This window comes from Morganella sp. GD04133 (assembly GCF_029835375.1).
Classification (GTDB): Bacteria; Pseudomonadota; Gammaproteobacteria; order Enterobacterales; family Enterobacteriaceae; genus Morganella; species Morganella morganii_B.
This window is the reverse complement of record NZ_JAODZS010000015.1, coordinates 28,978-54,363: the sequence shown is the minus strand read 5'-3', so window position 1 is coordinate 54,363 and position 25,386 is coordinate 28,978. Positions and strand designations below refer to the sequence as shown.

Annotated in this window: 25 protein-coding genes; 10 read left to right on the top strand and 15 right to left on the bottom strand. The window is 51.2% G+C overall.

From position 1 onward, the window contains the following. Positions 1 to 48: 48 nt before the first annotated feature. Genes glpC through glpA form a run of 3 tightly spaced genes read right to left on the bottom strand, consistent with a single transcriptional unit; the run spans position 49 to position 4,164 of the window. The gene (glpC, locus tag N7387_RS09135; RefSeq protein WP_279798343.1) at positions 49 to 1,245 is read right to left on the bottom strand and encodes an anaerobic glycerol-3-phosphate dehydrogenase subunit GlpC; all 1,197 of its coding nucleotides are present in this window, start codon (positions 1,243 to 1,245) and stop codon (positions 49 to 51) included. Beyond that, complete coding sequence (glpB, locus tag N7387_RS09130) at positions 1,242 to 2,528, bottom strand: glycerol-3-phosphate dehydrogenase subunit GlpB (RefSeq protein ID WP_279798341.1); 1,287 nt, start codon at positions 2,526 to 2,528, stop codon at positions 1,242 to 1,244. Before glpB ends, glpC begins: the two co-directional genes overlap by 4 nt. Next, on the bottom strand, positions 2,518 to 4,164 hold the full coding sequence (gene glpA / locus N7387_RS09125; RefSeq protein ID WP_279798340.1) for an anaerobic glycerol-3-phosphate dehydrogenase subunit A: 1,647 nt from the start codon (positions 4,162 to 4,164) through the stop codon (positions 2,518 to 2,520). Before glpA ends, glpB begins: the two co-directional genes overlap by 11 nt. Before the next feature lie 607 nt (positions 4,165 to 4,771). On the opposite strand from glpA, the gene frdA reads away from it, so the two are divergent. From frdA to frdD, 4 genes are read left to right on the top strand one after another with little or no spacing between them, the layout of a single operon-like run. Further along, the gene (gene frdA, locus N7387_RS09120; RefSeq protein WP_279798339.1) at positions 4,772 to 6,574 is read left to right on the top strand and encodes a fumarate reductase (quinol) flavoprotein subunit; all 1,803 of its coding nucleotides are present in this window, start codon (positions 4,772 to 4,774) and stop codon (positions 6,572 to 6,574) included. Next, positions 6,567 to 7,301: a succinate dehydrogenase/fumarate reductase iron-sulfur subunit gene (locus tag N7387_RS09115; RefSeq protein ID WP_262861485.1), complete on the top strand. Its 735-nt coding sequence runs from the start codon at positions 6,567 to 6,569 to the stop codon at positions 7,299 to 7,301. The genes frdA and N7387_RS09115 overlap by 8 nt, the downstream gene beginning before the upstream one ends. An 11-nt stretch (positions 7,302 to 7,312) precedes the next feature. After that, positions 7,313 to 7,705 carry a fumarate reductase subunit FrdC gene (frdC, locus tag N7387_RS09110; protein WP_262868167.1) on the top strand — a complete coding sequence of 131 codons (393 nt, stop codon included), beginning with the start codon at positions 7,313 to 7,315 and terminating at the stop codon, positions 7,703 to 7,705. A 17-nt stretch (positions 7,706 to 7,722) separates the two neighbouring features. Further along, positions 7,723 to 8,079 carry a fumarate reductase subunit FrdD gene (frdD, locus tag N7387_RS09105; RefSeq protein ID WP_279798335.1) on the top strand — a complete coding sequence of 119 codons (357 nt, stop codon included), beginning with the start codon at positions 7,723 to 7,725 and terminating at the stop codon, positions 8,077 to 8,079. Between the two features lie 56 nt (positions 8,080 to 8,135). Here the strand turns inward: frdD and N7387_RS09100 are convergent, their stop codons facing one another. From N7387_RS09100 to hydN, 4 genes are all read right to left on the bottom strand, one after another. Further along, positions 8,136 to 9,548 (bottom strand): sucrose-6-phosphate hydrolase, encoded by a 1,413-nt coding sequence (locus N7387_RS09100; protein ID WP_262881752.1) that lies wholly within the window; start codon positions 9,546 to 9,548, stop codon positions 8,136 to 8,138. Positions 9,549 to 9,796: 248 nt separating this feature from the next. Beyond that, entirely contained in the window at positions 9,797 to 10,069 is a 273-nt protein-coding gene (gene hybG, locus N7387_RS09095) for a hydrogenase maturation factor HybG (RefSeq protein ID WP_046893071.1), read from the bottom strand. 32 nt (positions 10,070 to 10,101) lie between these two features. Beyond that, positions 10,102 to 10,443, bottom strand: a complete 342-nt coding sequence (hypA, locus tag N7387_RS09090; protein ID WP_045137921.1) for a hydrogenase maturation nickel metallochaperone HypA — start codon at positions 10,441 to 10,443, stop codon at positions 10,102 to 10,104. A gap of 10 nt (positions 10,444 to 10,453) precedes the next feature. Next, positions 10,454 to 11,002 (bottom strand): electron transport protein HydN, encoded by a 549-nt coding sequence (gene hydN / locus N7387_RS09085; RefSeq protein ID WP_262861494.1) that lies wholly within the window; start codon positions 11,000 to 11,002, stop codon positions 10,454 to 10,456. A gap of 439 nt (positions 11,003 to 11,441) precedes the next feature. Between hydN and N7387_RS09080 the strand changes: the two genes are divergently transcribed. After that, positions 11,442 to 13,049, top strand: a complete 1,608-nt coding sequence (locus N7387_RS09080) for a sigma 54-interacting transcriptional regulator (protein WP_262861481.1) — start codon at positions 11,442 to 11,444, stop codon at positions 13,047 to 13,049. Positions 13,050 to 13,273: 224 nt separating this feature from the next. On the opposite strand, the gene fdhF is transcribed toward N7387_RS09080, so the two are convergent. After that, on the bottom strand, positions 13,274 to 15,427 hold the full coding sequence (fdhF, locus tag N7387_RS09075; RefSeq protein WP_279798328.1) for a formate dehydrogenase subunit alpha: 2,154 nt from the start codon (positions 15,425 to 15,427) through the stop codon (positions 13,274 to 13,276). 510 nt (positions 15,428 to 15,937) lie between these two features. On the opposite strand from fdhF, the gene N7387_RS09070 reads away from it, so the two are divergent. Beyond that, positions 15,938 to 16,849 carry an EamA family transporter gene (locus N7387_RS09070; protein ID WP_279798326.1) on the top strand — a complete coding sequence of 304 codons (912 nt, stop codon included), beginning with the start codon at positions 15,938 to 15,940 and terminating at the stop codon, positions 16,847 to 16,849. A 53-nt stretch (positions 16,850 to 16,902) separates the two neighbouring features. On the opposite strand, the gene N7387_RS09065 is transcribed toward N7387_RS09070, so the two are convergent. Further along, positions 16,903 to 17,514, bottom strand: coding sequence for a hypothetical protein (locus N7387_RS09065; RefSeq protein ID WP_279798325.1), 612 nt, complete (start codon positions 17,512 to 17,514; stop codon positions 16,903 to 16,905). A gap of 17 nt (positions 17,515 to 17,531) precedes the next feature. Continuing rightward, complete coding sequence (locus tag N7387_RS09060) at positions 17,532 to 17,927, bottom strand: type III secretion system chaperone (protein WP_279798323.1); 396 nt, start codon at positions 17,925 to 17,927, stop codon at positions 17,532 to 17,534. Positions 17,928 to 18,128: 201 nt separating this feature from the next. Here N7387_RS09060 and N7387_RS09055 point away from each other — a divergent pair, with 201 nt between their 5' ends. The 3 genes from N7387_RS09055 to N7387_RS09045 all read left to right on the top strand — a co-directional run bounded on the left by N7387_RS09055 (position 18,129) and on the right by N7387_RS09045 (position 21,928). Beyond that, complete coding sequence (locus N7387_RS09055) at positions 18,129 to 19,280, top strand: hypothetical protein (protein ID WP_279798322.1); 1,152 nt, start codon at positions 18,129 to 18,131, stop codon at positions 19,278 to 19,280. A gap of 269 nt (positions 19,281 to 19,549) precedes the next feature. Continuing rightward, complete coding sequence (gene cstA / locus N7387_RS09050; RefSeq protein ID WP_279798320.1) at positions 19,550 to 21,652, top strand: pyruvate/proton symporter CstA; 2,103 nt, start codon at positions 19,550 to 19,552, stop codon at positions 21,650 to 21,652. A 78-nt stretch (positions 21,653 to 21,730) separates the two neighbouring features. Beyond that, on the top strand, positions 21,731 to 21,928 hold the full coding sequence (locus tag N7387_RS09045; protein WP_004235011.1) for a YbdD/YjiX family protein: 198 nt from the start codon (positions 21,731 to 21,733) through the stop codon (positions 21,926 to 21,928). A gap of 58 nt (positions 21,929 to 21,986) precedes the next feature. Here the strand turns inward: N7387_RS09045 and N7387_RS09040 are convergent, their stop codons facing one another. Beyond that, a complete protein-coding gene (locus tag N7387_RS09040) occupies positions 21,987 to 22,301 on the bottom strand; it encodes a hypothetical protein (protein ID WP_279798317.1) in 315 nt (104 codons plus the stop codon). 382 nt (positions 22,302 to 22,683) lie between these two features. On the opposite strand from N7387_RS09040, the gene N7387_RS09035 reads away from it, so the two are divergent. Continuing rightward, on the top strand, positions 22,684 to 23,046 hold the full coding sequence (locus N7387_RS09035; RefSeq protein WP_262862451.1) for a hypothetical protein: 363 nt from the start codon (positions 22,684 to 22,686) through the stop codon (positions 23,044 to 23,046). Positions 23,047 to 23,131: 85 nt separating this feature from the next. Here the strand turns inward: N7387_RS09035 and hycI are convergent, their stop codons facing one another. Genes hycI through hyfH form a run of 4 tightly spaced genes read right to left on the bottom strand, consistent with a single transcriptional unit; the run spans position 23,132 to position 25,380 of the window. Beyond that, on the bottom strand, positions 23,132 to 23,626 hold the full coding sequence (hycI, locus tag N7387_RS09030; RefSeq protein WP_279798314.1) for a hydrogenase maturation peptidase HycI: 495 nt from the start codon (positions 23,624 to 23,626) through the stop codon (positions 23,132 to 23,134). Further along, positions 23,623 to 24,057: a formate hydrogenlyase maturation HycH family protein gene (locus N7387_RS09025; RefSeq protein WP_279798311.1), complete on the bottom strand. Its 435-nt coding sequence runs from the start codon at positions 24,055 to 24,057 to the stop codon at positions 23,623 to 23,625. Before N7387_RS09025 ends, hycI begins: the two co-directional genes overlap by 4 nt. Further along, positions 24,050 to 24,832: an NADH-quinone oxidoreductase subunit B family protein gene (locus tag N7387_RS09020; protein WP_279798309.1), complete on the bottom strand. Its 783-nt coding sequence runs from the start codon at positions 24,830 to 24,832 to the stop codon at positions 24,050 to 24,052. The genes N7387_RS09025 and N7387_RS09020 overlap by 8 nt, the downstream gene beginning before the upstream one ends. Beyond that, positions 24,829 to 25,380 (bottom strand): hydrogenase 4 subunit H, encoded by a 552-nt coding sequence (gene hyfH, locus N7387_RS09015; RefSeq protein ID WP_025151931.1) that lies wholly within the window; start codon positions 25,378 to 25,380, stop codon positions 24,829 to 24,831. Before hyfH ends, N7387_RS09020 begins: the two co-directional genes overlap by 4 nt. Between the last annotated feature and the right edge of the window lie 6 nt (positions 25,381 to 25,386).

Here is a 25,386-nt window from a genome sequence, read left to right as displayed (position 1 = left end):
AAAATGCGGTTTATGTGTAATATTCAGCCGGTTTCTGTCATCCTTTATTTATGCCAGCGCCCGCGCCAGCAGAGATACCGGGTGCTCGCATTTTTTGCTGGTCGACATCTCAATCTGCCATTTACAGGTTTCACAGTCACTGATCACCAGGTCAATACCACTCTCCTCTATCTGGCGGAACAGCGGGGAACCAATCGCCTGTGATGTTTCGTAGTTTTCCTTTTTAAACCCGTAAGTTCCGGCAATACCACAGCATTGTGAATCCAGCACGATCAGTTCCACCCCCGGTATTGATCGGATAAGCTCAAGGGAATAGGCCGTCCAGCCCATTTTTTCCATATGACACGGCGTGTGATAGCCAACCTTCAGCGGCGTATGTTTAAGCGCCGGTTTGCGCCCCTCCTGCATCAGCCGGTAAAGATAACGGGTCACCAGCTCTATGTTATCGCGCAGCGGTGCGGTATCCACATCCAGGATATGCGGATATTCATCCCGCAGGGTAAAAGCACAGGTGGAGGATGTCGCAATCACCGGCATCTTCTGTTCAACAATCGCTTTGGTGAGGGATTCCACATTCACCGACGCCTGTTTTTTCGCCTGCTTTGCAAACCCGTTGGCGATCAGCGCCACACCACAGCATTTTTCCCGCTCCAGCAGTTGTACACCGATCCCCATGCTGTTAAACACCTTAATCACATCTTTACCAAGCTGCGGATGGTTATAATTCACATAACAACCGTGGAAGTACGCGACCTGTTCGCCGAATTTTGTCTGCTTTTCCTGCTGTTTTTTGTACCAGCGGCGGAAAGTACCGAACGAATATTTCGGCAGTTCACGGCGGTGATCAATTTTCAGAGCGGTATCCAGCAGTTTGCGTACCGGTTTCATCCCGGTGATGGTATTGACCACCGGCGCAAACGGCGAGGAAAGTGATCCCATCAGATCAGTGTGGCTCAGAATCGCGTCACGGATCTTCGGCCGTGACGGGGAATATGTCAGTTTGGCACGGGCGATAATATCCCCGATGCGGACATCCGACGGGCACGCCACTTCGCAACGTTTGCAGTTGGTGCAGAGGGTGAGCGCATCATCATACAGCATGGCATCTTTCAGGCGCAGCCGCTCACCGTCCGGCCCCGCCTGTTTCGGGCCGGGATAATCCGGATTTACCTTCGCCACCGGGCAGTACGTTGTACAGACGGTGCATTTGATGCAGTTCTCAAACTGTGTTTGTCCCGTACTCATACCTGTTCCTCCGTTACCGCCGCGCCAATCTGCGCCAGAATCTGTTCCGCTGCGTACATCGCAGTGACAAGAGAAACACCCGCACCGCAGCCCTCCTGTAACGGGTTATACCCGCCCAGCACCGCCCCGGCAGCATACAGGTTAGTGATAGTGCCATTCGCATCCGCCGGATGCAGATGTGCATCTGTTGCCACTCCGGCTTCCAGATAACGCTGACGGGCAAACAGATCTGCTGATGTCCATTCCCGGCGCGGCAGGGTTTCGGTCAGATTCAGATTCAGCAGCGGCTCATAAATATGGTCAATATCACTCGCCAGCCCGTTACTGAAGAAACTGCCGGTCGCCAGCACAAACTGCGCTGCCTGTACCGGAATATCACCGTGATTACGGGTAAACAGCTGCGTGATCCGCTCACCGTCACGGCGGACAGAAATGACACTGTCCCCCGGCATCACAAATCCCCCCGCCCGGCGGAAACGGCACAATAATGCCTGATGCAGGCGCATTCCCAACAGTGACGGCGGAAGGGTCGGCAACTGATAAACCGTTTTATTCAGCTGCTGCTGTAAAAAAGCCACTCCGTCACCGTTTTCCGCCCCGAAACAGGCCGGTAAAATCAGGGATTGTTCCGTGATCCCGCACTGTGCCAGTTCATCAGCCAGTTCCTGCCGGTTTTGCGGCAAATCCAGCACACGGGCAATATTGACGGAACGGAACTCACTCGGGTTATTGCGTAACTTATCCAGGCACGGCAGATGCAGGGTATACGCCTGTGCCGGATACCCCTGACGGGTCAGTGCGGCGGCAGCCATTTCCGCCTGAAAATCAAGAAAACCGGTGATGCTGATAACCGCAGCCGGCTGCCAGTCTGCCGTCATTTTTTCGCTCAGAACCGGTACCACATCCGGGGTCAGCCAGCTCATCCGCCATTGTCCGGCCGGGGTCAGACGCCAGTGATTACGCTCCGCCGATCCCCGCAACGGTAAGTCATCCTGCTGCAACAGCGCCATTGCCTGTGACACACCGCGGCGTACCGCACTCTCTCCTATCACACTGTAGGGATGCGCCGGTGCCTGATGTGCCAGTGCCGCCAGTGCCGAAAGCGGCTCCGTGACCGGCTGCCCGTCCGGCAGCGCCGAGAGCAGATCCAGTGACGCCGATGAGAAATGCAGCGCGCTCTGTCCTGCGCTGATAATGGCGCAGCTCAGTCCGCTCTCTGCCAGTTTCACGCCGCAGGAGAGACCGGCAAGGCCGCCGCCCGCGATAACCACATCATATTTCATGCTGCTCTCCCTGTTCGTCTGTCCCGCTGTTTTCCAGCCCGCATAATCCCTGATACACCCAGCCGGTGAACTCACTTTCCCGCAGCGCATTCCCCCACGCCACCGGGCGCACACCTTTCCAGCGTTCATTCAGGAAATGCATCAGTTCGGTTTCGGATTTTTCAGCGGTGGTGATTCTCAGCTGAGTCAGCAGTTCCGCCGCCCGGCAGGCGCACAGCTCGCCCTGGCAGGTCCCCATACCGACACGGGTGCGGCGGCGCAGATCCAGCAGGTTATTCACCGTCAGGCTTTCCGTGGCATAGCGCACCTCACCGGCAGTGACCGCTTCACACTCACAGACCAGACTTTTATCCAGCCGCGTCGTGTGCGGCAGTTCTGCCGCGCGATCGCCGTGACGGTACACCGCCGATCCGCGTAACGGGGCAGGAAGGGAAATCACCTTACGCAATGTCTGTTCCGCCGACTGTGCCGAGCCCGGCAGCGGTTCCTCCGCCGTGGAGCACAGCGCGGTGATACCGAGCTTCGCGCACACCGCGTCTGTCGCCCATTCCGCCATCAGCCGGTAAGTCATCAGCTTGCCGCCGGTGATAGTAAGGAAGCCGCGCAATCCGTCGCGTTTCTCATGATCCAGCAGCACAATCCCCCGGCTGATACTACGCCCGGTCGGATCATCATCCGCCGCCACCAGCGGACGGACCCCCGCATATGCCCGCAGAATACGCGCCTGCGCCATTGCCGGTGCCAGCCGCGAACCCTCGCGGATCAGGGTATCGACCTCATCCGCCGTGACAATCATGTTGTCGATATCATCATAAGGAATATGAACTGACGTGGTGCCGATCAGGGAAATGGTATCCCCCGGCACCAAAATATCCGCATCACCCGGCTTGCGGCAGCGGTTAATAACACGCTGGTTGAGGCGGTGCCCGAGGATCAGCAGTGATCCTTTGGCAGGCAGCATACTAATCTGCACCCCGGCAAAACCGGCGATACGCTGACTCCAGATCCCTGCCGCATTAACCACCACCGGCGCATACAAGGGATAGCGGCGGTGATTCTGATGATCATAAACCTGCACGCCGGTTACCTGATCGCCCTGACGCAGCACATCCGTGACCTCGTGATAAGTCAGCACCTGCGCACCGTGCTCCCTTGCATCCAGCATATTGGCGGCGGTCAGGCGGAACGGATCCACCGTGCCGTCCGGCACTTTCACTGCACACAGCAGCGCCGGGTTTACAGACGGCTCAAAACGCAGCGCCTCCTGCGGGGACATCACCTGAGTTTCGATACCTGCCGCGCGGCAGGCTTCAATAAACGTGGCCTGATACGCCATCTCATCTTCCGGCAGTGTGATAAACAAACCGCTGGTTTCCTCGACACAGTGGCGGGCAATACGCCGCAAAATCCGGTTTTCCGAAATACACTCACGGGCGGATTCCGGATCCGTCACCGCATAACGGGCACCGCTGTGCAGCAGGCCGTGGTTACGACCGGTCGCACCGGTCGCGATATCAAACCGCTCCAGCAGCAGCGTGCGCAGCCCCCGCCGGGCGCAGTCCCGTGCCATCCCGGCACCGGTTGCGCCACCGCCGATGATAATGACATCCGCTTCATTGACAGGTGAATCAGACATGGGGTTCCTCTCAGTCATGTTCCTTTATTATGGTGATAGCGTAACCGTTTTTTCTTCCTTTATGATTGATAATGAGCAAAAACGAAAACAAAACACCAAAAATCAGAGCGAAATAATCCATAGTCGTGATGAATATCACATACCCGCAACATCCGGAGTTTTCCGCAAAAACCACCAGAAAACCAACTGATTTTCCGCCGGTTTTCTGTCTGATTCACACCTCTGCTATTTAATGATTGTACCGCTGCTGATATGCGCTATGCTTTTAGCGCTAATTATATGTTTACCTTGCATATTTCATTTAACGAAAAACAAACAAAACAGATACACCAAAGTAATTACTTAGGTTATTACCTGAAATATCCGGTTATTCATCCGCAAAAATGAAAAATTAGCGCTTAAAACCCTTGGTTATATCAAATTTAAACGATCAACTATTCGCTATACTTTAAACAGAATGTGATTTTTATAACCAGTCAGTAACCGGAATTGATTAGCGTTTTTATCAACTGAAAGGATTCGGTTACTGATAACAATTTTAAGTACCCGTGTCAGATTTCGTTTTTACATTTTAACTTTCGATTTACCTGAACAATGGAGAAGCACAGTGCAAACCTTTAATGCCGATATCGCAATTATCGGAGCAGGCGGTGCAGGGCTGCGGGCGGCGATTGCCGCTGCAGAAGCTAACCCGAACCTGAAAATTGCTCTGATCTCAAAAGTTTACCCGATGCGCAGCCACACCGTGGCCGCAGAAGGTGGCTCTGCGGCTGTGACACAATCCCATGATTCCTATGATTATCATTTCGGTGATACGGTGTCCGGGGGCGACTGGTTATGTGAGCAGGATGTGGTGGAGTATTTTGTCGAACACTGTCCGACAGAAATGACCCAGCTGGAACTGTGGGGCTGCCCGTGGAGCCGTAAAGAAGACGGTTCCGTCAACGTGCGCCGTTTTGGTGGTATGAAAATCGAGCGGACCTGGTTCGCTGCCGATAAAACCGGCTTTCATATGCTGCACACTCTGTTCCAGACCTCTCTGAAATACCCGCAGATTCAGCGTTTTGATGAGCATTTCGTCCTCGATATTATTGTGGATGAAGGCCATGTGCGCGGTCTGGTGGCGATCAATATGATGGAAGGGACAAAAGTTCAGATCCGCGCTAATTCGGTGATTATGGCCACCGGCGGCGCCGGTCGTGTCTACCGCTATAACACCAACGGCGGAATTGTCACCGGTGACGGGATGGGTATGGCCTTCCGTCACGGCGTGCCGCTGCGGGATATGGAATTCGTTCAGTATCACCCGACCGGTCTGCCCGGCTCCGGTATTCTGATGACAGAAGGCTGCCGCGGTGAAGGCGGTATTCTGGTCAATAAAGATGGCTACCGCTATTTGCAGGATTACGGCATGGGCCCGGAAACCCCGCTCGGTCATCCGGAAAACAAATACATGGAACTCGGCCCGCGCGATAAAGTCTCCCAGGCGTTCTGGCACGAGTGGCGCAAAGGCCGGACTATCAAAACCAGCCGTGGTGATGTGGTTTATCTGGATCTGCGTCATCTGGGCGAGAAAAAACTGCTGGAGCGCCTGCCGTTTATCTGCGAGCTGGCGAAAGCCTATGTCGGCGTGGATCCGGTCAAAGAGCCGATCCCTGTCCGTCCTACCGCGCACTACACCATGGGCGGTATCGAAACCGACCAGCGCTGTGAAACCCGCATCAAAGGGCTGTTTGCGGTCGGCGAGTGTTCCTCCGTCGGTCTGCACGGCGCCAACCGCCTCGGCTCCAATTCCCTGGCGGAACTGGTGGTCTTCGGTCGCCTGGCCGGGGAAGAAGCGGTTAAACACGCACAGGAAACCCACGCCGCCAACAGCAATGCTATCGATGCCCGCACCGCTGACATTGAAAACAACCTGAAAGCGCTGATGAACCAGAAAGGTACCGAAAGCTGGTCCAGACTGCGTGATGAGATGGGTGAGGCAATGGAAGAAGGCTGCGGTATTTACCGCACACCGGAGCTGATGCAGAAAACCATCGACAAACTGGCCGAACTGAAAGAGCGTTTCAAACGGGTGGAAATCACTGACCGCTCTTCTGTCTTCAATACCGACCTGCTCTACACCATTGAGCTGGGCTTTGGTCTGGATGTCGCGGAATGTATGGCGCACTCCGCCTTTAACCGTAAAGAATCACGCGGCGCACACCAGCGTCTGGATGAAGGCTGTACTGAGCGCGACGATGTCAATTTCCTGAAACACACCCTCGCTTTCCACAATCCGGACGGTTCGCCGCATCTGGAATACAGTGATGTGAAGATAACCAAATCTGCCCCGGCAAAACGTGTCTACGGTGGTGAAGCGGCGGCGGCTGAACAGGCGGCAAAAGAGAAGGAAAACGTCAATGGCTGAGATGAAAATGCTGAAAATGTCAGTGATGCGCTATAACCCGGAAACGGATAATGAGCCGCACGCTGTCACGTATCAGGTGCCTTACGATGAGCAGACGTCACTGCTGGATGCGCTGGGCTATATCAAAGACAACCTGGCACCGGATCTCTCCTACCGCTGGTCCTGCCGGATGGCTATCTGCGGCTCCTGCGGCATGATGGTCAACAAGGTGCCGAAACTCGCCTGTAAAACCTTCCTGCGCGAATACCCGCAGGGCATGGAGGTTGAAGCGCTCGGCAACTTCCCGATTGAACGCGACCTGGTTGTGGATATGACGCACTTTATCGAGAGCCTGGAAGCGATCAAGCCTTATATCATCGGCAATGACCGCAAACCGTCCGAAGGCCCGAACAACCAGACCCCGGGACAGATGGCGAAATACCATCAGTTCTCCGGCTGCATTAACTGCGGTCTGTGCTATGCGGCCTGTCCGCAGTTTGGTCTGAATCCGGAATTCCTCGGCCCGGGTGTGCTGACACTGGCGCAGCGCTATAACACCGACAGCCGCGATCACGGCAAAAAAGAGCGGATGACACAAATCAACGGCGATAACGGCGTATGGACCTGTACCTTCGTGGGTTACTGCTCGGAAGTCTGTCCGAAACATGTGGATCCGGCAGCCGCCATTCAGCAGGGTAAAGCCGCCAGTGCGGAAGATTACATTATCGCCCGTCTGAAACCACAATAAGGAAGAGAGAAATGACGACCAAACGTAAGCCTTATGTGCGTGAAATGACACCGACATGGTGGAATAAACTCGGTTTTTACCGTTTTTATATGCTGCGGGAAGGCACCGCAGTGGTTCAGCTCTGGTTCAGCCTGCTGGTGATGTACGGCGTTTACTGTCTTAAGGGCGGCCCGGCGGACTGGGCAGGGTATGTCCACTTCCTGCAAAATCCGCTGGTGGTACTGGTTAATATCCTGACACTGGCCGGTACGCTGCTGCACACGGTGACCTGGTTCCAGCTGGCACCGAAAGCCGTCAATATCGTTATCAAAGACGAAAAAATGGGACCGGAGCCGATTGTCCGTCTGCTCTGGGTGGTGACCCTCATTGTTAACGCCGTCATTCTGGCCGTTGCGTTACTGTGATAAGGAAGGAAACCGATATGATTAATCCGAATCCGAAACGCTCACAGGAACCGTTTTTCTGGGGATTGTTTGGCGCAGGCGGCATGTGGAGTGCCATTGTTTCACCAGCCGTTATTGTGCTGCTGGCTTTTCTGGTCCCGTTTGCTGTGGCACCGGATATGCTCAGTTACAGCCGCATTCTGGCCTTCTGCCAGGGCTTTATCGGTAAGGTTTTCCTGCTGCTGATGATTATCCTGCCGCTGTGGTGTGCACTGCACCGTATCCACCATTGCATGCATGACCTGAAAATCCATGTTCCTGCGGGACGCTGGGTCTTTTACGGCCTGGCAACCATCCTCAGTGTGATGGCCGTGATTGGTGTCATCACGCTGTAATCATTGTCTGTCATAAAAAGACCGGCGCTTAAAAGCCGGTCTTTTTTTATCTGCCGTCAGGCCACTTCTGCACGATTAAGCTGCCAGTAGCTGAGCTGCACCGGGGAAAGACCACGAAATACCAGTGTCGCTGTCTGCTGCGGGAAATAACGGCTGCTCATTACCGCCTCGCCGTCATTGATAAAAATCTCCGCGCTCGAGTGATCGGTAAAAATATGCAGGTGTGTCACTTCTCCCTGCCAGTAACGGTGCTGCCAGTCACCGCTGATCAGACTGCGGCGTGACAGGCGGATTTCATGCCCGTCATAGGAAAAAATCAGCTGTTTGCTGAAATTCAGAATAAGCGGGCCGGAGAGCCGGATAATCACCTCCAGCCGCCCGGCACTCAGCTCCAGCGCATTATCCGCTTCACCTGACCACTGCCCGCCGGTACCGCGCAACGCCTCCAGCTCTTTCACCGGACGCTGGTACAGCTGTCCGTTCTGCAGTGTCAGCTCACGGGGGCAGGTCATCTGGTGAAGCCAGCCGTTTTTAACGGTCGGCTGCTGCATCTCTTCGCCGCCCGGTCCCCCCATCAGCGCCACCATTATGCGTCGTCCGTCAGAGGCGAGTGTGGTCTGCGGGGCATAAAATTCAAATCCGGCATCGGCTTCATACAGCTGTGGTTTATGGCGGAAGGTTTTGCTTTCATAATCAAACTGCCCGACCAGATACGCGCCGGGGGAACTATTCAGAAAACGGGTAGGCTCACGCGGTATACCACGGGGACAGCACAGCAGGACCCATTCATTACCGAGCCGGAAAAAATCGGGGTTTTCCCATAAATACCCGGCATCCCGTAACCCGCCGCGACGGCTGCCGGCCAGTACACCACGCAATACCCACTCACCTAACTCCGCCGCGTCATACAACAGCACACAGCCTCTGTCATTCTCATCACGGGCACCCAGCACCATGTACCACTGACCGCGGTGCTGCCAGACCTTCGGATTGATCACATCAGTGCTGTATCCTTGCGGCAGCCCCAGTGCAGAACCGTATTTCTCAAAGCCGCCATCCGGCTTTTCCCTGGCCAGACACTGCCACAATGTCCGTGACCCGTCACGGTACACCAGACTGCCGGTATAACAGAGAGTCAGTGCGTCATCATTCACCACCGCACTGCCGGAAAAACAGCCGCCGGTATCATAATTACCGGACGGCAGCAGCGCGACCGGCTCATGTGTCCAGCTGACCAGATCCGCTGAAGACCAGTGCCCCCAGCACGGATATTTATGTTCGCAGCCAAACGGATCCCACTGATAGAACAGGTGCCAGAGCCCCCTGTGATAAATAAATCCGGCCGGATCATTCATCAGGCCGCACACCGGCGCTGTATGCCAGCCGGGATAATGTCTATCCCGCTGTGCCCGTCCCTGGTGCTTCATTAAGGCCTGCACAATCCCTGACAACAATGCTGTCTGTGCCATATCCCTGTCCCCTGTATCCCCTGTTCTGTTTTTTCAGAAACCATAAAAGCACAGATACGGTACTGAATGCGAGCACCAACCCTCTAAGATAATTCAGAATCCGGCGGGTAACAGCGGTATCCGACCGGCAGAAAAGCAATGTCCTGAATAAAAAACAGTTTTGCGGAAAAATAGCAGAATGGCGGGATACAGCAGAATAAAACACCTGTCAGAACAGGTGTCTTATCAGAAAATCGGACAACACACTCTTACGCATTACCACGTAAAAAATACGATACATCCTCTTCGACACTTTCCATCGCCAGTAATGCATCCAGCGTATCGCGGGCTTCCTGTTCGTCGATAATGCTCATGGCAAAACCGACATGAACCAGCACCCATTTCCCCAGCATGTCTGATGGCTCACCTTCACAAACCAGCGCGATGTTCACATCCCGTCTGACACCACATACTTCCACCTGCGCATTGTCTGTTACAGAGTCGCCCACGGCAACGATTTGCCCGGGAATACCTAAACACATAACCGGCTCCTGATTGCTATGTCCTTACCGGACTACTGAATTTCGATTTGTCTGACCTGCATGGCATCACTGCTGTCCACCTGCAGATTATGGCTGCCGCAGTGCGGACACCCGGTATTAAACCCGGCCACACTGACCGGTTTCTGGCAATCCCGGCACCAGGCCTGCGCCGGGACGGTAGTGACATGCAGTTCAGCGCCTTCCGCCAGTGAATCACGGCAGACGATATCAAAGCAAAAATGCAGGGCATCCTCTTCGATACAGGATACCGCACTCAGTTCCAGCCAGACTGCGGTAACGCGCTGCGCCCCGCTCTGTTTTGCCTGCTGCTCGATAATATCAAGCGCATTCTGGCACAGCGTCACCTCATGCATCCGCCAGCCCTCAGGACATCAGGTTGGCCGGCATTTCAAATGCGGCACGGCGGCGGCGTTCTTTGACAATCTCATCCATCTTATTACGGTCAACCACCATTAATGCATGAGTCGGGCACACCTCCACACAGGCAGGCCCGCCCGCGCGGGTATGGCATAAGTCACATTTGTGGGCTTCCGCACGGTACTGCGGAATGGTATTCAGCGCGGTGGTCTGTTGGGCAACAGGACGGCTGATCACTTCCATGGTGCCGTAAGGACAGGCAATCACACAGGTTTTGCAGCCGATACATTTTGCCTGATCGACATACACAAAATCATCTTTACGGCTGATAGCGCCGTTCGGACAGACATTGGCACACGGTGCGTCTTCACACTGACGGCAGACAACCGCCGTACTGATGGTGTACCCTTTCATCACATGAATACGGGGAAAGAATTCATCTTTCACCACAGTTTCAATACCGGTTTCCTGCTCTTGATGCGAAACAACACAAGCGACTTCACATGTGTGACAGCCAATGCACTTCTTTGGGTCTGCAATGATGAAACGGTTCATCATACTCTCCTGAATGATACGCGGCGACTTCACATCCGGCATTCCGGTGCAGCCGCCCTCTGGTTAGAATAATCAGGAAATAAGCATGCATCGTGCCAGTCTGACATTTTTTTTAATTTCAGTGAAATCAGCGTATTAATAAATAATGCTGCCGCGCTGTGTGTCATAGTGAGAATATTCGTCACCCAGTTCGACATTTTTGACGATAATTTTTATCATCCGTCTGCGTCATAATATAGTAGGTTTTCATCCCGCCGAAAAATAGGGGATTGGATCAAACTTAAATCAGACAGCGATATTCTTTTCTTACAGAGTCATTACAATAATGGGTATTACCTCTCTGAAACTTATTTATACCTATAACTATTCAGAGAAGAATTAATTTTAAGAGCAATCGTCCGGATCAGGAATGAGAAAGACGAAGACGAGCGGAGATGTTGTGGACAACACTGACAAGACCGAACACATACGCCATGAACGTGACCAGTACCGGATATTGGTCGATATCACCAACTCAGTGCTTTCTCATCTGGAGATGGACGGCCTGGTTGCGGAGGTCTCCCGCGAGATCCACCGGTTTTTCGGGCTGAGCCAGATAAGCATTGCGTTGTGTGATAATTACAGTTCTGCTGTATATCTTTGTTATTCCAGCTATTACCAGCCCCGCAAACCCGCAGAAAAGACATTATATCATCTGGATGAACTGCATCCTGATCTGGCGCAGGTTCTGGACAGTAACCAGCCGATGCGCCTGACACTCGACAGTGCCACAGAGGATCCGCTGTATCAGCATGTCTGTGCGCAGGGCATGACAGAAACCCTGCTGCTGCCGCTGGCATTTAACCATAAGCCACTGGGCGTTCTGGTGTTATCCCATGAAAATAATCATATTTTTACTGACGATAACTGTAATCTGCTCAAGCAGATAGCCGCCCGGTTTGCCATTGCGGTGGATAACGCAGCGGCCTATGAAGAGATCACCCGGCTGAAAGACAGCCTCAAGCATGAAAACCTGTGGCTGAATGAACAGATTCACAATAACGAGAGCTTCAGTGAAATCATTTACCAGAGTGATGCCATGCGTAACATTCTGGAGCAGGTGGATCTGGTTGCCGCCAGCGACAGTACTGTACTGATCCTCGGCGAAACCGGTACCGGGAAAGAGCTTATCGCCCGCGCTATTCACCGCCTGAGTGACCGCCATCACCGCAGCATGATCAAAATGAACTGTGCGGCGATCCCGTCCGGGCTGCTGGAAAGCGACCTGTTCGGTCATGACAAAGGCGCTTTCACCGGTGCGACCACCACCCATATCGGCCGTTTTGAAATGGCGGATAAAAGCACTCTGTTCCTCGATGAGATCGGCGATATGCCGCTGGATCTCCAGCCAAAACTGCTGCGGGTGTTACAGGAGCGGGAAATTGAGCGCATCGGCGGTAATAAGGTGATTCCGGTGGATGTGCGGCTGATTGCCGCCACCAACCGCAACCTGAAATCCATGACCGATGACCGCGAGTTCCGCGAAGATCTCTACTACCGGCTGAATGTATTCCCTATCTGGATCCCGCCGCTGCGCGAGCGCCCGGAAGATATTCCGCTGCTGGCGACCTACTTCACACAGAAGATTGCCCGCCGGATGAACCGCAATATCGACTGTATCCCGCGTGATGCGCTGGAGCAACTGAGCCGTTATCCGTGGCCGGGTAATGTGCGCGAACTGGAAAACGTCATTGAACGGGCAGTGATCCTGACGCGCGGAAATACCCTGAATATTCAGTTGCATGAACTGAATATCCCAAAGCATTCACGCCTGAAAACGGCGCTGGAGACCCCGAGCTCACTGGAAAAACGGATGCAGACTGCCGCACCGGAGAATGATGACGAAGAGCGTGACCGGATTATTGCTGCCCTCAAAGCCACCAACGGCGTTGTTGCCGGTGCCCGGGGTGCGGCAACCCGTCTGGGGTTGAAACGGACAACATTATTATCCCGTATGCAGCGGTTAGGTATTTCTGTGCAGGATATATTCGAAGAAGATAATCACTGAATTGATATTTAAATCACCGCCGCTGAAATAAGAATGTCTCGCAAATAAAAATACATCGCAAAAATAGTGAGCGTAATATGTTCATCTATTTCTCAGGCAATACTATGTGATCAAAATTCAGAAACTGAATACGACTGACATCATCATTAAACAAAAAATGAAAATATAAAAAAACCGGCGGTCATTTCTGAGCGCCGGTTTTTTATCATATTAAGACTAACGGATTAACACCCTTCCGCCGCTTCACGCAGACGGCGCTTAATACCGGTATATTCCTGAACAACATAATGCTCAGCCTGTTTTTGATCCGCAATCGGTTCGACGCGGACAGCACAGTATTTATATTCCGGTGTTTTGGTAATCGGGCTGAGGTTTTCCGCCACCAGCTCGTTACACGCACCAATCCACCACTGATAAGTCATGTAAACTGCCCCTTTGTTAGGACGCTCACTGACATTCGCACGGGTGATAACTTTCCCCTGACGGGATGCCACCCAGACCAGCTCCTGATCTTTAATCCCCAGTGCAGCAGCATCTGCGGTATTGATCTGGATATAGCCCGGCTCATCCGCCAGTGCCGCCAGTGCTTTACAGTTACCGGTCATGGAGCGGCAGGAGTAGTGCCCCACTTCACGGACGGTTGCCAGCACCATCGGATAGTCATCACTGACCTGATCAATCGGCGCACGCCATTCACAGGTATAGAACTGACCTTTGCCGTTCGGGGTATCAAAGATACCGCCGTCGTACAGGTATTCTGTCCCCTGATCACTGTCCGCCACATCGCGGCACGGCCACTGGATATAAGCCAAATCCGCCATTTTCTCGTAGGTCGCACCATAGTAGATAGGGCAGAGTTCACGTAACTCATCCCAGATCTCTTTGGTGTTGTTGTAATGCATCGGATAACCCATCGCCGTGGACATCAGACTGATAATTTCCCAGTCCGGTTTCACATCACCGACCGGCTCAACCGCTTTATAGAAGCGCTGGAACCCGCGATCTGCTGCGGTATACACCCCTTCATGTTCCCCCCAGGAAGTGGCAGGGAAAATCACGTCAGCAATCGACGCGGTTTTGGTCATGAAGATATCCTGGACAATCAGCAGATCCAGTTTATCGAAGGTGCGGCGGATAGTCGCCAGATCCGGTTCAGTCTGAAGCGGATCCTCACCCATCACGTAGTGCGCCTTCAGCACGCCTTCATCGATAAAGTGCGGAACCTCACTCAGCGGAATACCGTTTTCGGCAGGCATTTTTTCGATGCCCCAGAATTTGGCGAATTTCTCCAGTGCGGCTTTGTCTTCCACATACTGATAGCCCGGCAGTGTGTTCGGCAGTGCGCCCATATCGCAGGCACCCTGAACGTTGTTCTGACCACGGACCGGACCGACACCGACATGCGGTTTACCCAGGTTACCGGTCAGTAACGCCAGACTGGTCAGTGCGCGGACAGTTTCCACCCCCTGATAGAACTGCGTCACACCCATACCCCACAGAATGACCGCATTTTCTGCTTTCGCATACATACGGGCCGTTTTGCGGATATCATCGGCTTTCAGACCGGTGGTCGCTTCCACAGACTCTGGTGTATAAGGCTCAACCAGCTTACGGTATTCCTCAAACTGCTCGGTATGGCCATCAATAAAGGCTTTATCGTGCAGATTTTCTTCAATAATCACATGCGCCAACGCATTGATAAGCGCGATGTTTGAACCATTTTTCAGTGCTAAATGAATGTCAGCAAGACGTGCTGATTCAATATAGCGCGGGTCACAGACAATAATCTGTGCACCTTTCTCTTTCGCCTTTACAATACGACGGGCGACGATAGGGTGTGAATCCGCGGCATTGTAACCGAAGATAAAAATACATTTGGTATCCTCAATCTCGACGATTGAGTTACTCATTGCGCCGTTACCGACCGAACGCTGCAGACCTGCAACCGAAGGGCCGTGTCAGACACGTGCGCAGCAGTCAATATTGTTACTGCCGACTGCTGCACGAACAAATTTCTGCATTACGAAGTTAGCTTCGTTACCCGGGCCACGGGATGAACCGGTGGTCATAATCGCTTTCGGGCCGTACTTCTCTTTGATAGCCAACAGGCGGGAACTGGCAAACTCAATCGCCTCTTCCCAGGAGACCGGTTCCAGTTTGCCACCACGCTGACGGCGGATCATGGGGGTCTTTAAGCGGGGGGTTAAAATCTTGGTGTCATGAATGAAGTCCCAGCCATAATACCCTTTCAGGCAGAGCTCTCCTTCATTGGTGTGACCATTCGCGCCCTCCGCGCCAATGATCTTCCCGTTTTCCACCTTCAGGTTAATTTTACAGCCTGAGGCGCAATACGGGCAGACGGTGATGACTTTTTCCATCAACATTGCTCCTATATCTTCTTTTAGCGGATAAATACCGCCTTATCACCATCAGTCATGCAGGGTTTATGCCAATTTTAAATTTGCAATGAAATCCCTTTAACTTACTGAATATAATTTGTTTTCATTTTTTTGTTATCACCATGACTGGCAATGGCAGCGGCGGGATCGTCAAAAATGTCGAACGGTGCTGCCCGGTGTCAGACAACGACACGGGCGCAGCCACGTCCCTTCAGCACAATTTTATAATTGCATGATGAATTATAACTGTGTTAAAGAAGTACACTATGATGGTGATCAATCCTCCGTACCGCCGGTTTTTTCCCGTATTTCATAACAGTTTACGAATAATTTCCCGCTGACTGTTGATATCGGTTCCCCGGCACTGTTTTACAATGTTCATAGCACAATGGCTGTAACAATGACTTAATTTTTCACGGCTCTTCCTCCCTGATACTGCGCGTGGCTCCGTGTATTATCAAAATAATAAAAGCGAGATAAAAACCTGATATGAAAATGAATGATATTTTAATCGCCCTGCTGGTCGCCGTGATCTGGGGGGTGAACTTCGTGGTGATCAAAGTGGGCGTCACCGGCATTCCGCCGCTGTTTCTCGGGGCACTGCGTTTTCTGTTTGTGGCGCTGCCCGCCGTCTTCTTTATTCCGCGCCCGAAAATCGCCCTGAATCGTCTGGTTATCTACGGCCTGACTATCTGCTTCGGCCAGTTTGCCTTTCTGTTCAGTGCGGTCAAAGCCGGGATGCCGGCCGGGATCGCCTCGGTGGTATTACAGTCCCAGGTTTTCTTCACCATTATCCTCGGCGGCCTTATCCTGAAAGAGTCGCTGAAAATCAGCCAGGTGATCGGCATTATTGTCGCCGTTGTCGGGTTAACCGTGCTGGCGAAAGGCGGGGACAGCGGCAGTCTGACCGATATTCCGCTGATGGCGCTGATGATGACGCTGGCCGGTGGCTTCTCCTGGGCCTGCGGTAATATCTGTAACCGTATTATTATGAAAGAGACACCGGACTGTAACGGGATGTCGCTGGTCGCCTGGAGTGCGCTGGTACCGATTATTCCGTTTATCCTGATGTCATTGTGGATGGAAGGTGCGGACGCGATTGTCAGCAGTATTTCGCACATCAGCCTGCTGAGCGTGGGGGCGATTATGTATCTCGCGTATCTTTCCACCTTTGTGGGATATACCCTGTGGAGCCGTCTGCTGGGCCGCTACGAAACCTGGCGTGTCACACCGTTTGCTCTGCTGGTGCCGTTTGCCGGGATTGCCAGCAGTGCGCTACTGCTGGGTGAAACCATCACCATAATGCAGTTCGCCGGTCTTGGTTTTATTATGGCGGGTCTGATTCTGACAGTATTCGGCAAACGTCTGGTGACACTGCTGACACGCAGAAAAACTGCCTGAAAAGAATAACTATCAGTCAGCCCTGGTGTTCACGGGCTGACTCGCGGGTCACATTAAGGCCTGTTCAGTTTGTCACCGACAATACGCTGTAATAGCTGTTCAGGATTAAACAGTAATTCCTTCGGATCGGCGTAATCACTCTCTCCTCTCGGATCATTCTTCGGCGTCTGTGTATAAAGTGGTGTTCTGTCTGTATATCCCGGCACCGGCGGTGCTTCGGATTCGCAGCCATCCGAAATCCCTTCCCACAAATTAATGTTTGCTTTCTCTGCCTCACTGAGTGGTGAATGTTTGTTCACGGTGGCATAAACAGATTCCCCGGTTGACGTATCTTTTAATTCAGATGTTCCCTGTGGCGCTGCATCAAAACTGATTTGCGCATAATCACTTCCGTCATCATCCGCGGGGATCGGTGGCAGAGGACGCGAAGACATATCCATCACTATTTTTCTGTCCTGTTTATCACTGCCCTGCTGTCCGCTGAGATGCGAACCGAATGATGATAACATGCCGGAAACGGCGGATTTAACGGCATTCCACGCATTTAATAAAACGGATTTAATCCCGGATGAACTGACATACGACGATGAACTATTACCATCGTCAATATTATTATTCAGGTTCAGAATCGCCTGACGTCCCTGTATTTCCTGTGTTGGTCCCATAATAATTCCCTCTGTGGTCAGTGAAGATCCGACAGGTAATCTGCGGATTTCAGAATATAGTCAAATAACGCAATGACATGGCTGTCTTCCGTTCCCTGAAGTGACAGACGGCTCCAGATCACCCACTCACTTTTGTCATTCAGGGAAATCACCGGCTGCCCGGAAAGCTGCGTTAACGTATTCAGCTTCAGGACATTTCTCATTAATTCATTATTTTGCGTAATGTGTGGTAATTCCCCGATATTCGCTGACAGATACCAGTCTGCCTCATCAATCACAGCCAGAGATAATGAATAACGGCTGTCGATTGTTAACGTAAATGTATGCTGATCTGTAGCAGGCTGTGGCGCGTCCAGACCGATATGACGCAGCAGCATCATTGCTGTGCGGTGAAAAGAGGATAAATCCGGCATCTCTGTTTCCCTGATTAGTGAAATGATGACCTTATCATGACAAATAATACGGATATTACTTTCATATCTGATTCATATTGAAACAAAATATCAGACCGTAGGTATAATCAGCGAAAATACAAGCATAATATTCATTTTATTAAAGAAATAAATTACCATTAAAATAAAATAATTTCTTTTACATATAAAAGGAAATAAAACATGAATTTAATCAGCTTCGTATCGAAACAACAAAAAATAACATCCGAAGAAAAACATCTGAACAGAATGTCAAAGCTTCCCTTTATGAATACCTTACTGGAAAGAGTGTCACATATAAAAAACACAGACATCGAGTTTGAAGGGAAATACATTAAAATCACTGCTGATATAGGAAAATTATGCACAGATTTATTATTCTACCAGTACAAAATAGAATTAAATAGCCAGAAAGAAGGAAATAACTCAATAAAGGAAACAGGAAAAAACACCCGGGATGAATTAAATAAAATAGTAGAAAAATGGTATTCTGAAGAAAGAATAACAACACCTGCAGCTATTATTTTCCGGGAAATTGATAAGATATGTGCAGAGAAAAAAATAACATTATCCGGTACAGAAAAAGAAGAAATACTGGATATCGTAAATAAAAACCATATCAATATAAAAGAGTTAGAAAAGAAAGCATCTGTCAGCTCAATGCTCAGCCCTTTAAAATCAGACAAAGATTTGGAAAGAAAAATAAACGTGCCGGAAATAAAGAAAAATCTGATTGCGGATATGAAGAAAGAAGTACCTGAACAATTCAGAACGCTGGTCGATACGTTTCACAAAAATGATGCTGCACCACAAAAAGAGGAATTACTGACACCTGTGGAAAGTCTCATTTTTAATGACATCCCGTTAGTCAGGGAAATAGCCGGTAAAATGGCATCAGATATATATGGTGGTCTGATTGAAAAAATTTACAATATATTATTTCGCAATACAGAAACAGAAAAGTATCTGGATTTTGACGCAATAAAGGCGGATGCAAGAACGCAAGCTGAAAATATCATAAAAGATAAAAAAATACCGCAAAGAAAGGAAATAAGTGTTGAGGATACTGTCCGCCAAAAATTTGAATCCAAAGTAAATATAACAACGCCATCCCGGGAAAAAGATCTTGAAGCTCTCTTTGATATACTGAATGAAAACCAGACAAAAAGTAACATTCTCGGGCAACGTGCCACACTTAGTCACAGCGTACTATCCACCTCTTCAAATAAGATACAAAATCAGGGTATTGATAGTATTATGGATATCCTCAGCGGTCCCGCATTTACAAACAGAACTGATGATCAACGGGCATATTTAGGAAATAAAAAAGCCTAAATATCCGCAATAAATCTTTTCAGAGGGGCTATTCCGGCAATATCCCCTCTGAATATCAGGGTTTACTCCGCACACTTATCATCTCCCTGAAACTACAATCACGCTACATTCTGCTAACAGTGATTAACCTAACAATAATGAAATAAATCCATCTTATCCGCAGGTTACTGCTGGGAACTAAGTCAAATAAGTGTTATTCCTCTTCCGTACAATTGGATAATAACAAACTGAAACTACTTTCTCTTTACTCATTCGGACAGGTGAAATCTATGAAAGCGTTCAAACAACTTGCCGGCGTACTGCTCGCAATTGTCGGTGCCTTTGCCCTCGGGTATATCGCACTGAACAGAGGCGAACAGATCAACGCGCTCTGGATAGTCGTTGCCGCCGTCTGTATTTATCTGGTGGCATACCGCTATTACGGGCTGTATATCGCTGAAAAAGTACTGAAAGTCGATGCAACCCGCATGACGCCCGCCTTTAAAAATAATGACGGGCTTGATTATGTACCGACAGACAAAAAAGTGCTGTTCGGCCACCACTTTGCGGCTATCGCCGGTGCGGGTCCGCTGGTCGGTCCGGTGCTCGCAGCGCAGATGGGCTATCTGCCGGGCATGCTCTGGCTGCTGGCTGGCGTGGTATTAGCTGGTGCGGTACAGGACTTTATGGTGCTGTTTGTCTCCACCCGCCGCAATGGCCGCTCCCTCGGGGAACTGGTCAAAGAGGAGATGGGAAATGTCGCCGGGGTGATCGCGCTGATCGCCTGTTTTATGATTATGGTGATTATCCTCGCCGTCCTCGCCATGATCGTGGTGAAAGCCCTGACCCACAGCCCGTGGGGAACCTACACCGTCGCCTTTACTATCCCGCTCGCGTTCTTTATGGGGATTTACACCCGCTACATCCGTCCAGGACGTGTCGGGGAAGTGTCTGTTATCGGTCTGATTTTCCTGGTGTTCGCCATTATCTCCGGCGGCTGGGTAGCGGAAAGCCCGACCTGGGCACCGTATTTTGATTATGACGGCGTACAGTTAACCTGGATGCTGGTCGGTTACGGCTTTGTCGCGGCGGTTCTGCCGGTCTGGTTACTGCTGGCACCGCGTGATTATCTGTCTACCTTCCTGAAAATCGGGACAATCGTCGGTCTGGCGATCGGTATCCTGATTATGCGTCCGATGCTGGAAATGCCTGCGCTGACTAAATTTGTCGACGGCACCGGCCCGGTCTGGGCAGGGGATCTGTTCCCGTTCCTGTTTATCACCATTGCCTGTGGTGCGGTCTCCGGCTTCCACGCCCTGATTGCTTCCGGTACCACGCCGAAAATGCTGGCTAACGAAAACCAGGCCTGCTTTATCGGTTACGGCGGCATGCTGATGGAATCGTTTGTGGCGATTATGGCACTGGTTGCCGCCTGTGTGATCGACCCGGGTGTGTACTTCGCCATGAACAGCCCGATGGCAATGCTGGCACCGGCCGGTACCACGGATGTGGTCGCCTCTGCCGCCAGTGTGGTCAGCAGCTGGGGCTTCCAGATAACCCCGGAAACCTTAACCAATATCGCCAATGAAGTCGGTGAACAGAGTATTATCTCCCGCGCAGGGGGCGCGCCGACACTCGCTGTCGGTATGGCCTATATTCTGCACGGAGCGCTCGGCGGCCTGATGGATGTCTCCTTCTGGTATCACTTCGCCATCCTGTTTGAAGCGCTGTTTATCCTGACTGCCGTGGATGCCGGTACGCGCTCCGCCCGCTTTATGTTACAGGACTTACTGGGTGTGATTTCCCCGGCACTGAAACGGACAGATTCCCTGCCTGCCAACCTGGTCGCCACCGCACTGTGTGTACTGGCATGGGGTTACTTCCTGCATCAGGGCGTGGTCGATCCGCTCGGGGGCATTAACACCCTGTGGCCGCTGTTCGGTATCGCCAACCAGATGCTGGCCGGTATGGCACTGATGCTGTGCGCAGTGGTGCTGTTCAAGATGAAACGCCAGGCTTACGCCTGGGTGGCCCTGGTGCCGATGGCGTGGCTGTTAATCTGTACCATGACCGCAGGCTGGGAAAAAGTGTTCAGCGAAGATGCCCGTGTCGGCTTCCTGGCAGTAGCGAATAAGTTCCAGGCAATGATTGACAGCGGTAATATTCCGTCGCAGTACACTGCCTCACAATTGTCACAACTGGTGTTTAACAACCGTCTTGATGCCGGTCTGACACTGTTCTTTATGGTTGTCGTGGTGGTGCTGGCGATCTTCTCACTGAAGACCGCGCTGAAAGCCCTGAAATCCGACAAACCGACGGACAACGAAACACCGTACGAACCAATGCCGGAAAACTATCTTGATTTAGTGGCAAACAGCAAATCTGCCCACTAAAATCTGATATACTGGTGAAATAAGGAGCGGCAGTTTGTCTGCCGCTCCTCCGTACGCAACAGGTTCAGGGTCATAATTATGTTTGATACTCTCGCAAAAGCAGGACGTTATCTCGGTCAGACCGCCAAAATGATGATTGGTGTGCCGGATTACGATAACTATGTACAACACATGAAAAACACCCATCCTGATCAGACACCGATGACCTATGAAGAGTTTTTCCGCGATCGTCAGGATGCCCGTTACGGCAGCAAAGGCGGCCCGAAATGCTGCTGAGCCGCACAACGGATCTCAGGTAAAAATACCGCAAATGATTGCGGTATTTTTTTATACATCAGCGGCAGTTATTTTCCTGTAAACGCATCAGCTGCCCCAGACGGGCAGAGACTTTTTCGCGGGCATCCCCTTTGGCAATCCCGTTTCCGATACCAAAATCCCCCAGAAACCCTAATATCGTTTTACCGTCAAATTTACCGGTTTTCTCAATTTCCTGCTCAATACTGCGGGTTTTGGCAATTTCCGTTTTAATATCATGACAGTTCATTAAGACCGATTCCTCGCCGGATATCGCTGCAGCCTGCGGGTATTGTTTGGTGGCACAGGCAGACAGCAGTAAAACAAGCGAAATAACAACAGCATTTTTTTTCATGGCACATCACTCAGAGTAAAAAGACCGATGTACCATAAAAAAAACCGGTTTACGGATATATCAAATTCCGGCCATAAATTCATCTGTTACGCTTCTGTCACCGTATTGCGCGATCTTTCTTTGATATCCCCTCTGTTTAACATCATAAAAATTAATAACACAGAAATAAAACGCAAAATAATAGTAAAATATTATATAAAAATATTAACTATTTTTACGCATGTGATTTTATCAAATCAGTACAACTACCTGTGAAAAATACAGGTAATCAGCGGCACGTTACCAGTGAGAGTAAAAAGAAATAATTTTAATTAACTATCGATAAACCAGGAAAATTGAATATAATGACTTTTTATGATCGATTATTATGATAGGGAAATATATGGCAATTAAAATTATGATGGAAAACCCGAAAACAGGTGAAATTGTGACCGGTTTTTACGGTTATTCCTGGACAACACTGCTGTTTGGCGCGTTTCCGAGCTTATTCCGCAAGGATTTTATGACCTTTATCGGGGTCTTTGTTGTCGCCTGTATTATCAGCTTTCTGACGATGGGAATCGGCGGCCTCTTTATTTCAATTGTCTGGTCGTTTATGTATAACAAATACTATACAACCAACCTGTTACGCAAAGGCTTCAAATTTGCCGGAACGCCAACAGAAAATGAAATGGCAGCCAGATCACTGAAACTGCGTCTGAATGAAGATAACTGCATCACCAAACAAGGCCCGATTGTCGGCTGAGTGGTAATAAAAAACGCCGTCATCTGCTATCAGTACGGCGTTATTTAATCATAACCGGATTATATCCGGCAAAAAAGACGACGACTCAGAATTCGTCCTCTTCCTCACCTTCAAATAATACAAATCCGTCCAACCCTTCCCGGGCCGGCAGCGCGTCATAAATCCGCTGTACCGCACGGGTGACCTTCTCATTAACCGGCATATAAAACCCGACCAGATCCGGCTGAATACCCAGGAAAATCACCTCAGGGATATCTTCTTTCAGTTGATCAATAAGAAAGTTGAGCGGCAGATTATGCGTACTCATGATAAACATCTCTGCGATATCATCCGGGTCAATAATGCGGATCTCTCCGGGATTCAGGCCAATATCCGCCGCATCCACAATCAGCAGACGTTCCGGTTTCAGTGCCCGCACCTGGTGTGCCACATTCTCCGGTGCGCTGCCGCCGTTAACGGCGATCCAGCCGTCAACCGGATTCGCTTCCATCAGATCAAACAGCATTGGTCCTGCCGCATCATCGCCCATCATGCTGTTACCGACCGCCAGCATCACATTTTTTGCAGTCATTTCACTCATGGGCGGCGCTTCACTATCAGGTAAATTGCCGGTTCACGCTCAATCTCCCCCAGCAGGCGGATCAGCGTGGCACTCCATTCGCGGAAGTCCGGATTTTTATCCTTCGTCAGCGGATCCAGTGCCAGTGCCAGCATATTGGTATGCGTGGAATCGATATTGATTTCACCGAAGGTGATAAGTCCCTGCAATTTGCGGCGCGCCTCCCCTTCGGGAAGCGCATTCACCCAGGACTGATAACCGCTGAGCGGGCAGATGAACTCCGTATTCAGACAATCAATCATGCCAACGTGGTGGCCGATTGCCAGTGAGTAGTACATCACCTGCTGAGCCTCTTCCGGCACATCATCGTCACTGTCGACAAACTTTTGTCTCAGCGACCAGAAGATCACTTTTCCGTCAGTGTCTGCATGATCGGGTGTCTGTTCAGGCATGAATGCCTCCTTGTTGTAATACGGTCACCAGGCGGTTCACGATTTCGCGCAAACGCGGATCCTGCTCTTCATCCATCCAGGTCTGCATTGTGCCTTTCACCTGTTCCGGTGTGGCGTTTTCCAGCAGTGTCAGGAAGCGATCACTGATTTCACGCCCCTGATAATAACCGGCCTGACGGCGCGCTTCGCGTTCAATCATCACACGGGTTGCCAGCGGAACGGACGGCAGCAGCAGTTCCACACGCTCATCATCCGCCTCAACATGATCCTGACCTTTCAGTTTCTGATTCAGCAGACCCAGCGCCACGGCAAAACCGTAGATAGTTGCTGCCGGTGTCGGCGGACAGCCCGGGATCCAGACATCAATCGGCACGATATGCTCACTGCCGCCCCAGACACAATACAGATCATGGAAGATACCGCCGCCGCAGCCGCAGGCGCCATAAGAGATACAGATTTTCGGATCCGGTGCGGATTCATACGCCCGCAGTGCCGGCATCCGCATCGCGCGGGTCACCGCACCGGTAAACAGCAGAATATCCGCGTGACGCGGCGAGGCCACCACTTTGATCCCGAAACGCTCCGCATCAAAGACCGGGGTAATGGCGGAGAAGATCTCAATCTCACAGCCGTTACAGCCGCCGCAGTCCACACGGTAAACATAGGCTGAACGTTTGATATCTTTCAGCAGCGTGCTTTTCAGTTTCTCCACCTGCTCATCCATCTTCAGCGGTTCACTGACATGATGGTTCACCGGGATTTCAGGCAAACTCATGATTTTTCTCCCTCAATATGCAGACGGAAGTTCTGACGGTCATTGTTCAGCAGGTTATTTTTCTGCTTACAGGACGGACAGGTTTCATACATCGGCCGCAAGGCTTCAATGCCGCTCTCTTCAACACCGGACGCCACCATCAGCGCCATGGCATATTCCACGGATTTTTTCGGTGCGAAGGCTTCCCCGCACTGGCGGCAGTGCTGTAAGCGGAATGTCCCTTTCATATAGAGATCCGCCTTGTTCATCACCGCCGTTTCAAACTCCTCGGTCAGATGGATAGCTCTGGTCGGGCAGACTTCCTCGCAACGCGCACAGTAAATGCAGCGGCCGAGGAATAACTGCCAGCGGCGTTCACCGCTTTCAAGATCTGTTTCCATCGTCAGGGCGTTTGCCGGACAGGCAGAAATACAGGCACCGCAGGCGATACACTGTTCCGGCACATATTCCGGCTTGCCACGGAATCCGTGCGCCACTTCCAGTGGTTTGAACGGGTATTTGACCGTTGCTGTCCCCGCATTGCGGAGGGTCTTAAACAGTTTAAACATGGTATT

Bases quoted from the DNA above. Each gene is read 5' to 3' on its own strand.
- frdD (WP_279798335.1), top strand. From the start codon at position 7,723: ATGATTAATCCGAATCCGAAACGCTCACAGGAACCGTTTTTCTGGGGA.
- N7387_RS09115 (WP_262861485.1), top strand. From the start codon at position 6,567: ATGGCTGAGATGAAAATGCTGAAAATGTCAGTGATGCGCTATAACCCG.
- glpC (WP_279798343.1), bottom strand. From the start codon at position 1,245: ATGAGTACGGGACAAACACAGTTTGAGAACTGCATCAAATGCACCGTC.
- N7387_RS09025 (WP_279798311.1), bottom strand. From the start codon at position 24,057: ATGCCTGAACAGACACCCGATCATGCAGACACTGACGGAAAAGTGATC.
- hyfH (WP_025151931.1), bottom strand. From the start codon at position 25,380: ATGTTTAAACTGTTTAAGACCCTCCGCAATGCGGGGACAGCAACGGTC.
- N7387_RS09035 (WP_262862451.1), top strand. From the start codon at position 22,684: ATGGCAATTAAAATTATGATGGAAAACCCGAAAACAGGTGAAATTGTG.
- N7387_RS09020 (WP_279798309.1), bottom strand. From the start codon at position 24,832: ATGAGTTTGCCTGAAATCCCGGTGAACCATCATGTCAGTGAACCGCTG.
- frdC (WP_262868167.1), top strand. From the start codon at position 7,313: ATGACGACCAAACGTAAGCCTTATGTGCGTGAAATGACACCGACATGG.
- N7387_RS09055 (WP_279798322.1), top strand. From the start codon at position 18,129: ATGAATTTAATCAGCTTCGTATCGAAACAACAAAAAATAACATCCGAA.
- cstA (WP_279798320.1), top strand. From the start codon at position 19,550: ATGAAAGCGTTCAAACAACTTGCCGGCGTACTGCTCGCAATTGTCGGT.
- N7387_RS09065 (WP_279798325.1), bottom strand. From the start codon at position 17,514: ATGGGACCAACACAGGAAATACAGGGACGTCAGGCGATTCTGAACCTG.
- hycI (WP_279798314.1), bottom strand. From the start codon at position 23,626: ATGAGTGAAATGACTGCAAAAAATGTGATGCTGGCGGTCGGTAACAGC.
- N7387_RS09060 (WP_279798323.1), bottom strand. From the start codon at position 17,927: ATGCCGGATTTATCCTCTTTTCACCGCACAGCAATGATGCTGCTGCGT.
- N7387_RS09045 (WP_004235011.1), top strand. From the start codon at position 21,731: ATGTTTGATACTCTCGCAAAAGCAGGACGTTATCTCGGTCAGACCGCC.
- glpB (WP_279798341.1), bottom strand. From the start codon at position 2,528: ATGAAATATGATGTGGTTATCGCGGGCGGCGGCCTTGCCGGTCTCTCC.
- N7387_RS09100 (WP_262881752.1), bottom strand. From the start codon at position 9,548: ATGGCACAGACAGCATTGTTGTCAGGGATTGTGCAGGCCTTAATGAAG.
- N7387_RS09070 (WP_279798326.1), top strand. From the start codon at position 15,938: ATGAAAATGAATGATATTTTAATCGCCCTGCTGGTCGCCGTGATCTGG.
- N7387_RS09040 (WP_279798317.1), bottom strand. From the start codon at position 22,301: ATGAAAAAAAATGCTGTTGTTATTTCGCTTGTTTTACTGCTGTCTGCC.
- hybG (WP_046893071.1), bottom strand. From the start codon at position 10,069: ATGTGTTTAGGTATTCCCGGGCAAATCGTTGCCGTGGGCGACTCTGTA.
- glpA (WP_279798340.1), bottom strand. From the start codon at position 4,164: ATGTCTGATTCACCTGTCAATGAAGCGGATGTCATTATCATCGGCGGT.
- hypA (WP_045137921.1), bottom strand. From the start codon at position 10,443: ATGCATGAGGTGACGCTGTGCCAGAATGCGCTTGATATTATCGAGCAG.
- hydN (WP_262861494.1), bottom strand. From the start codon at position 11,002: ATGAACCGTTTCATCATTGCAGACCCAAAGAAGTGCATTGGCTGTCAC.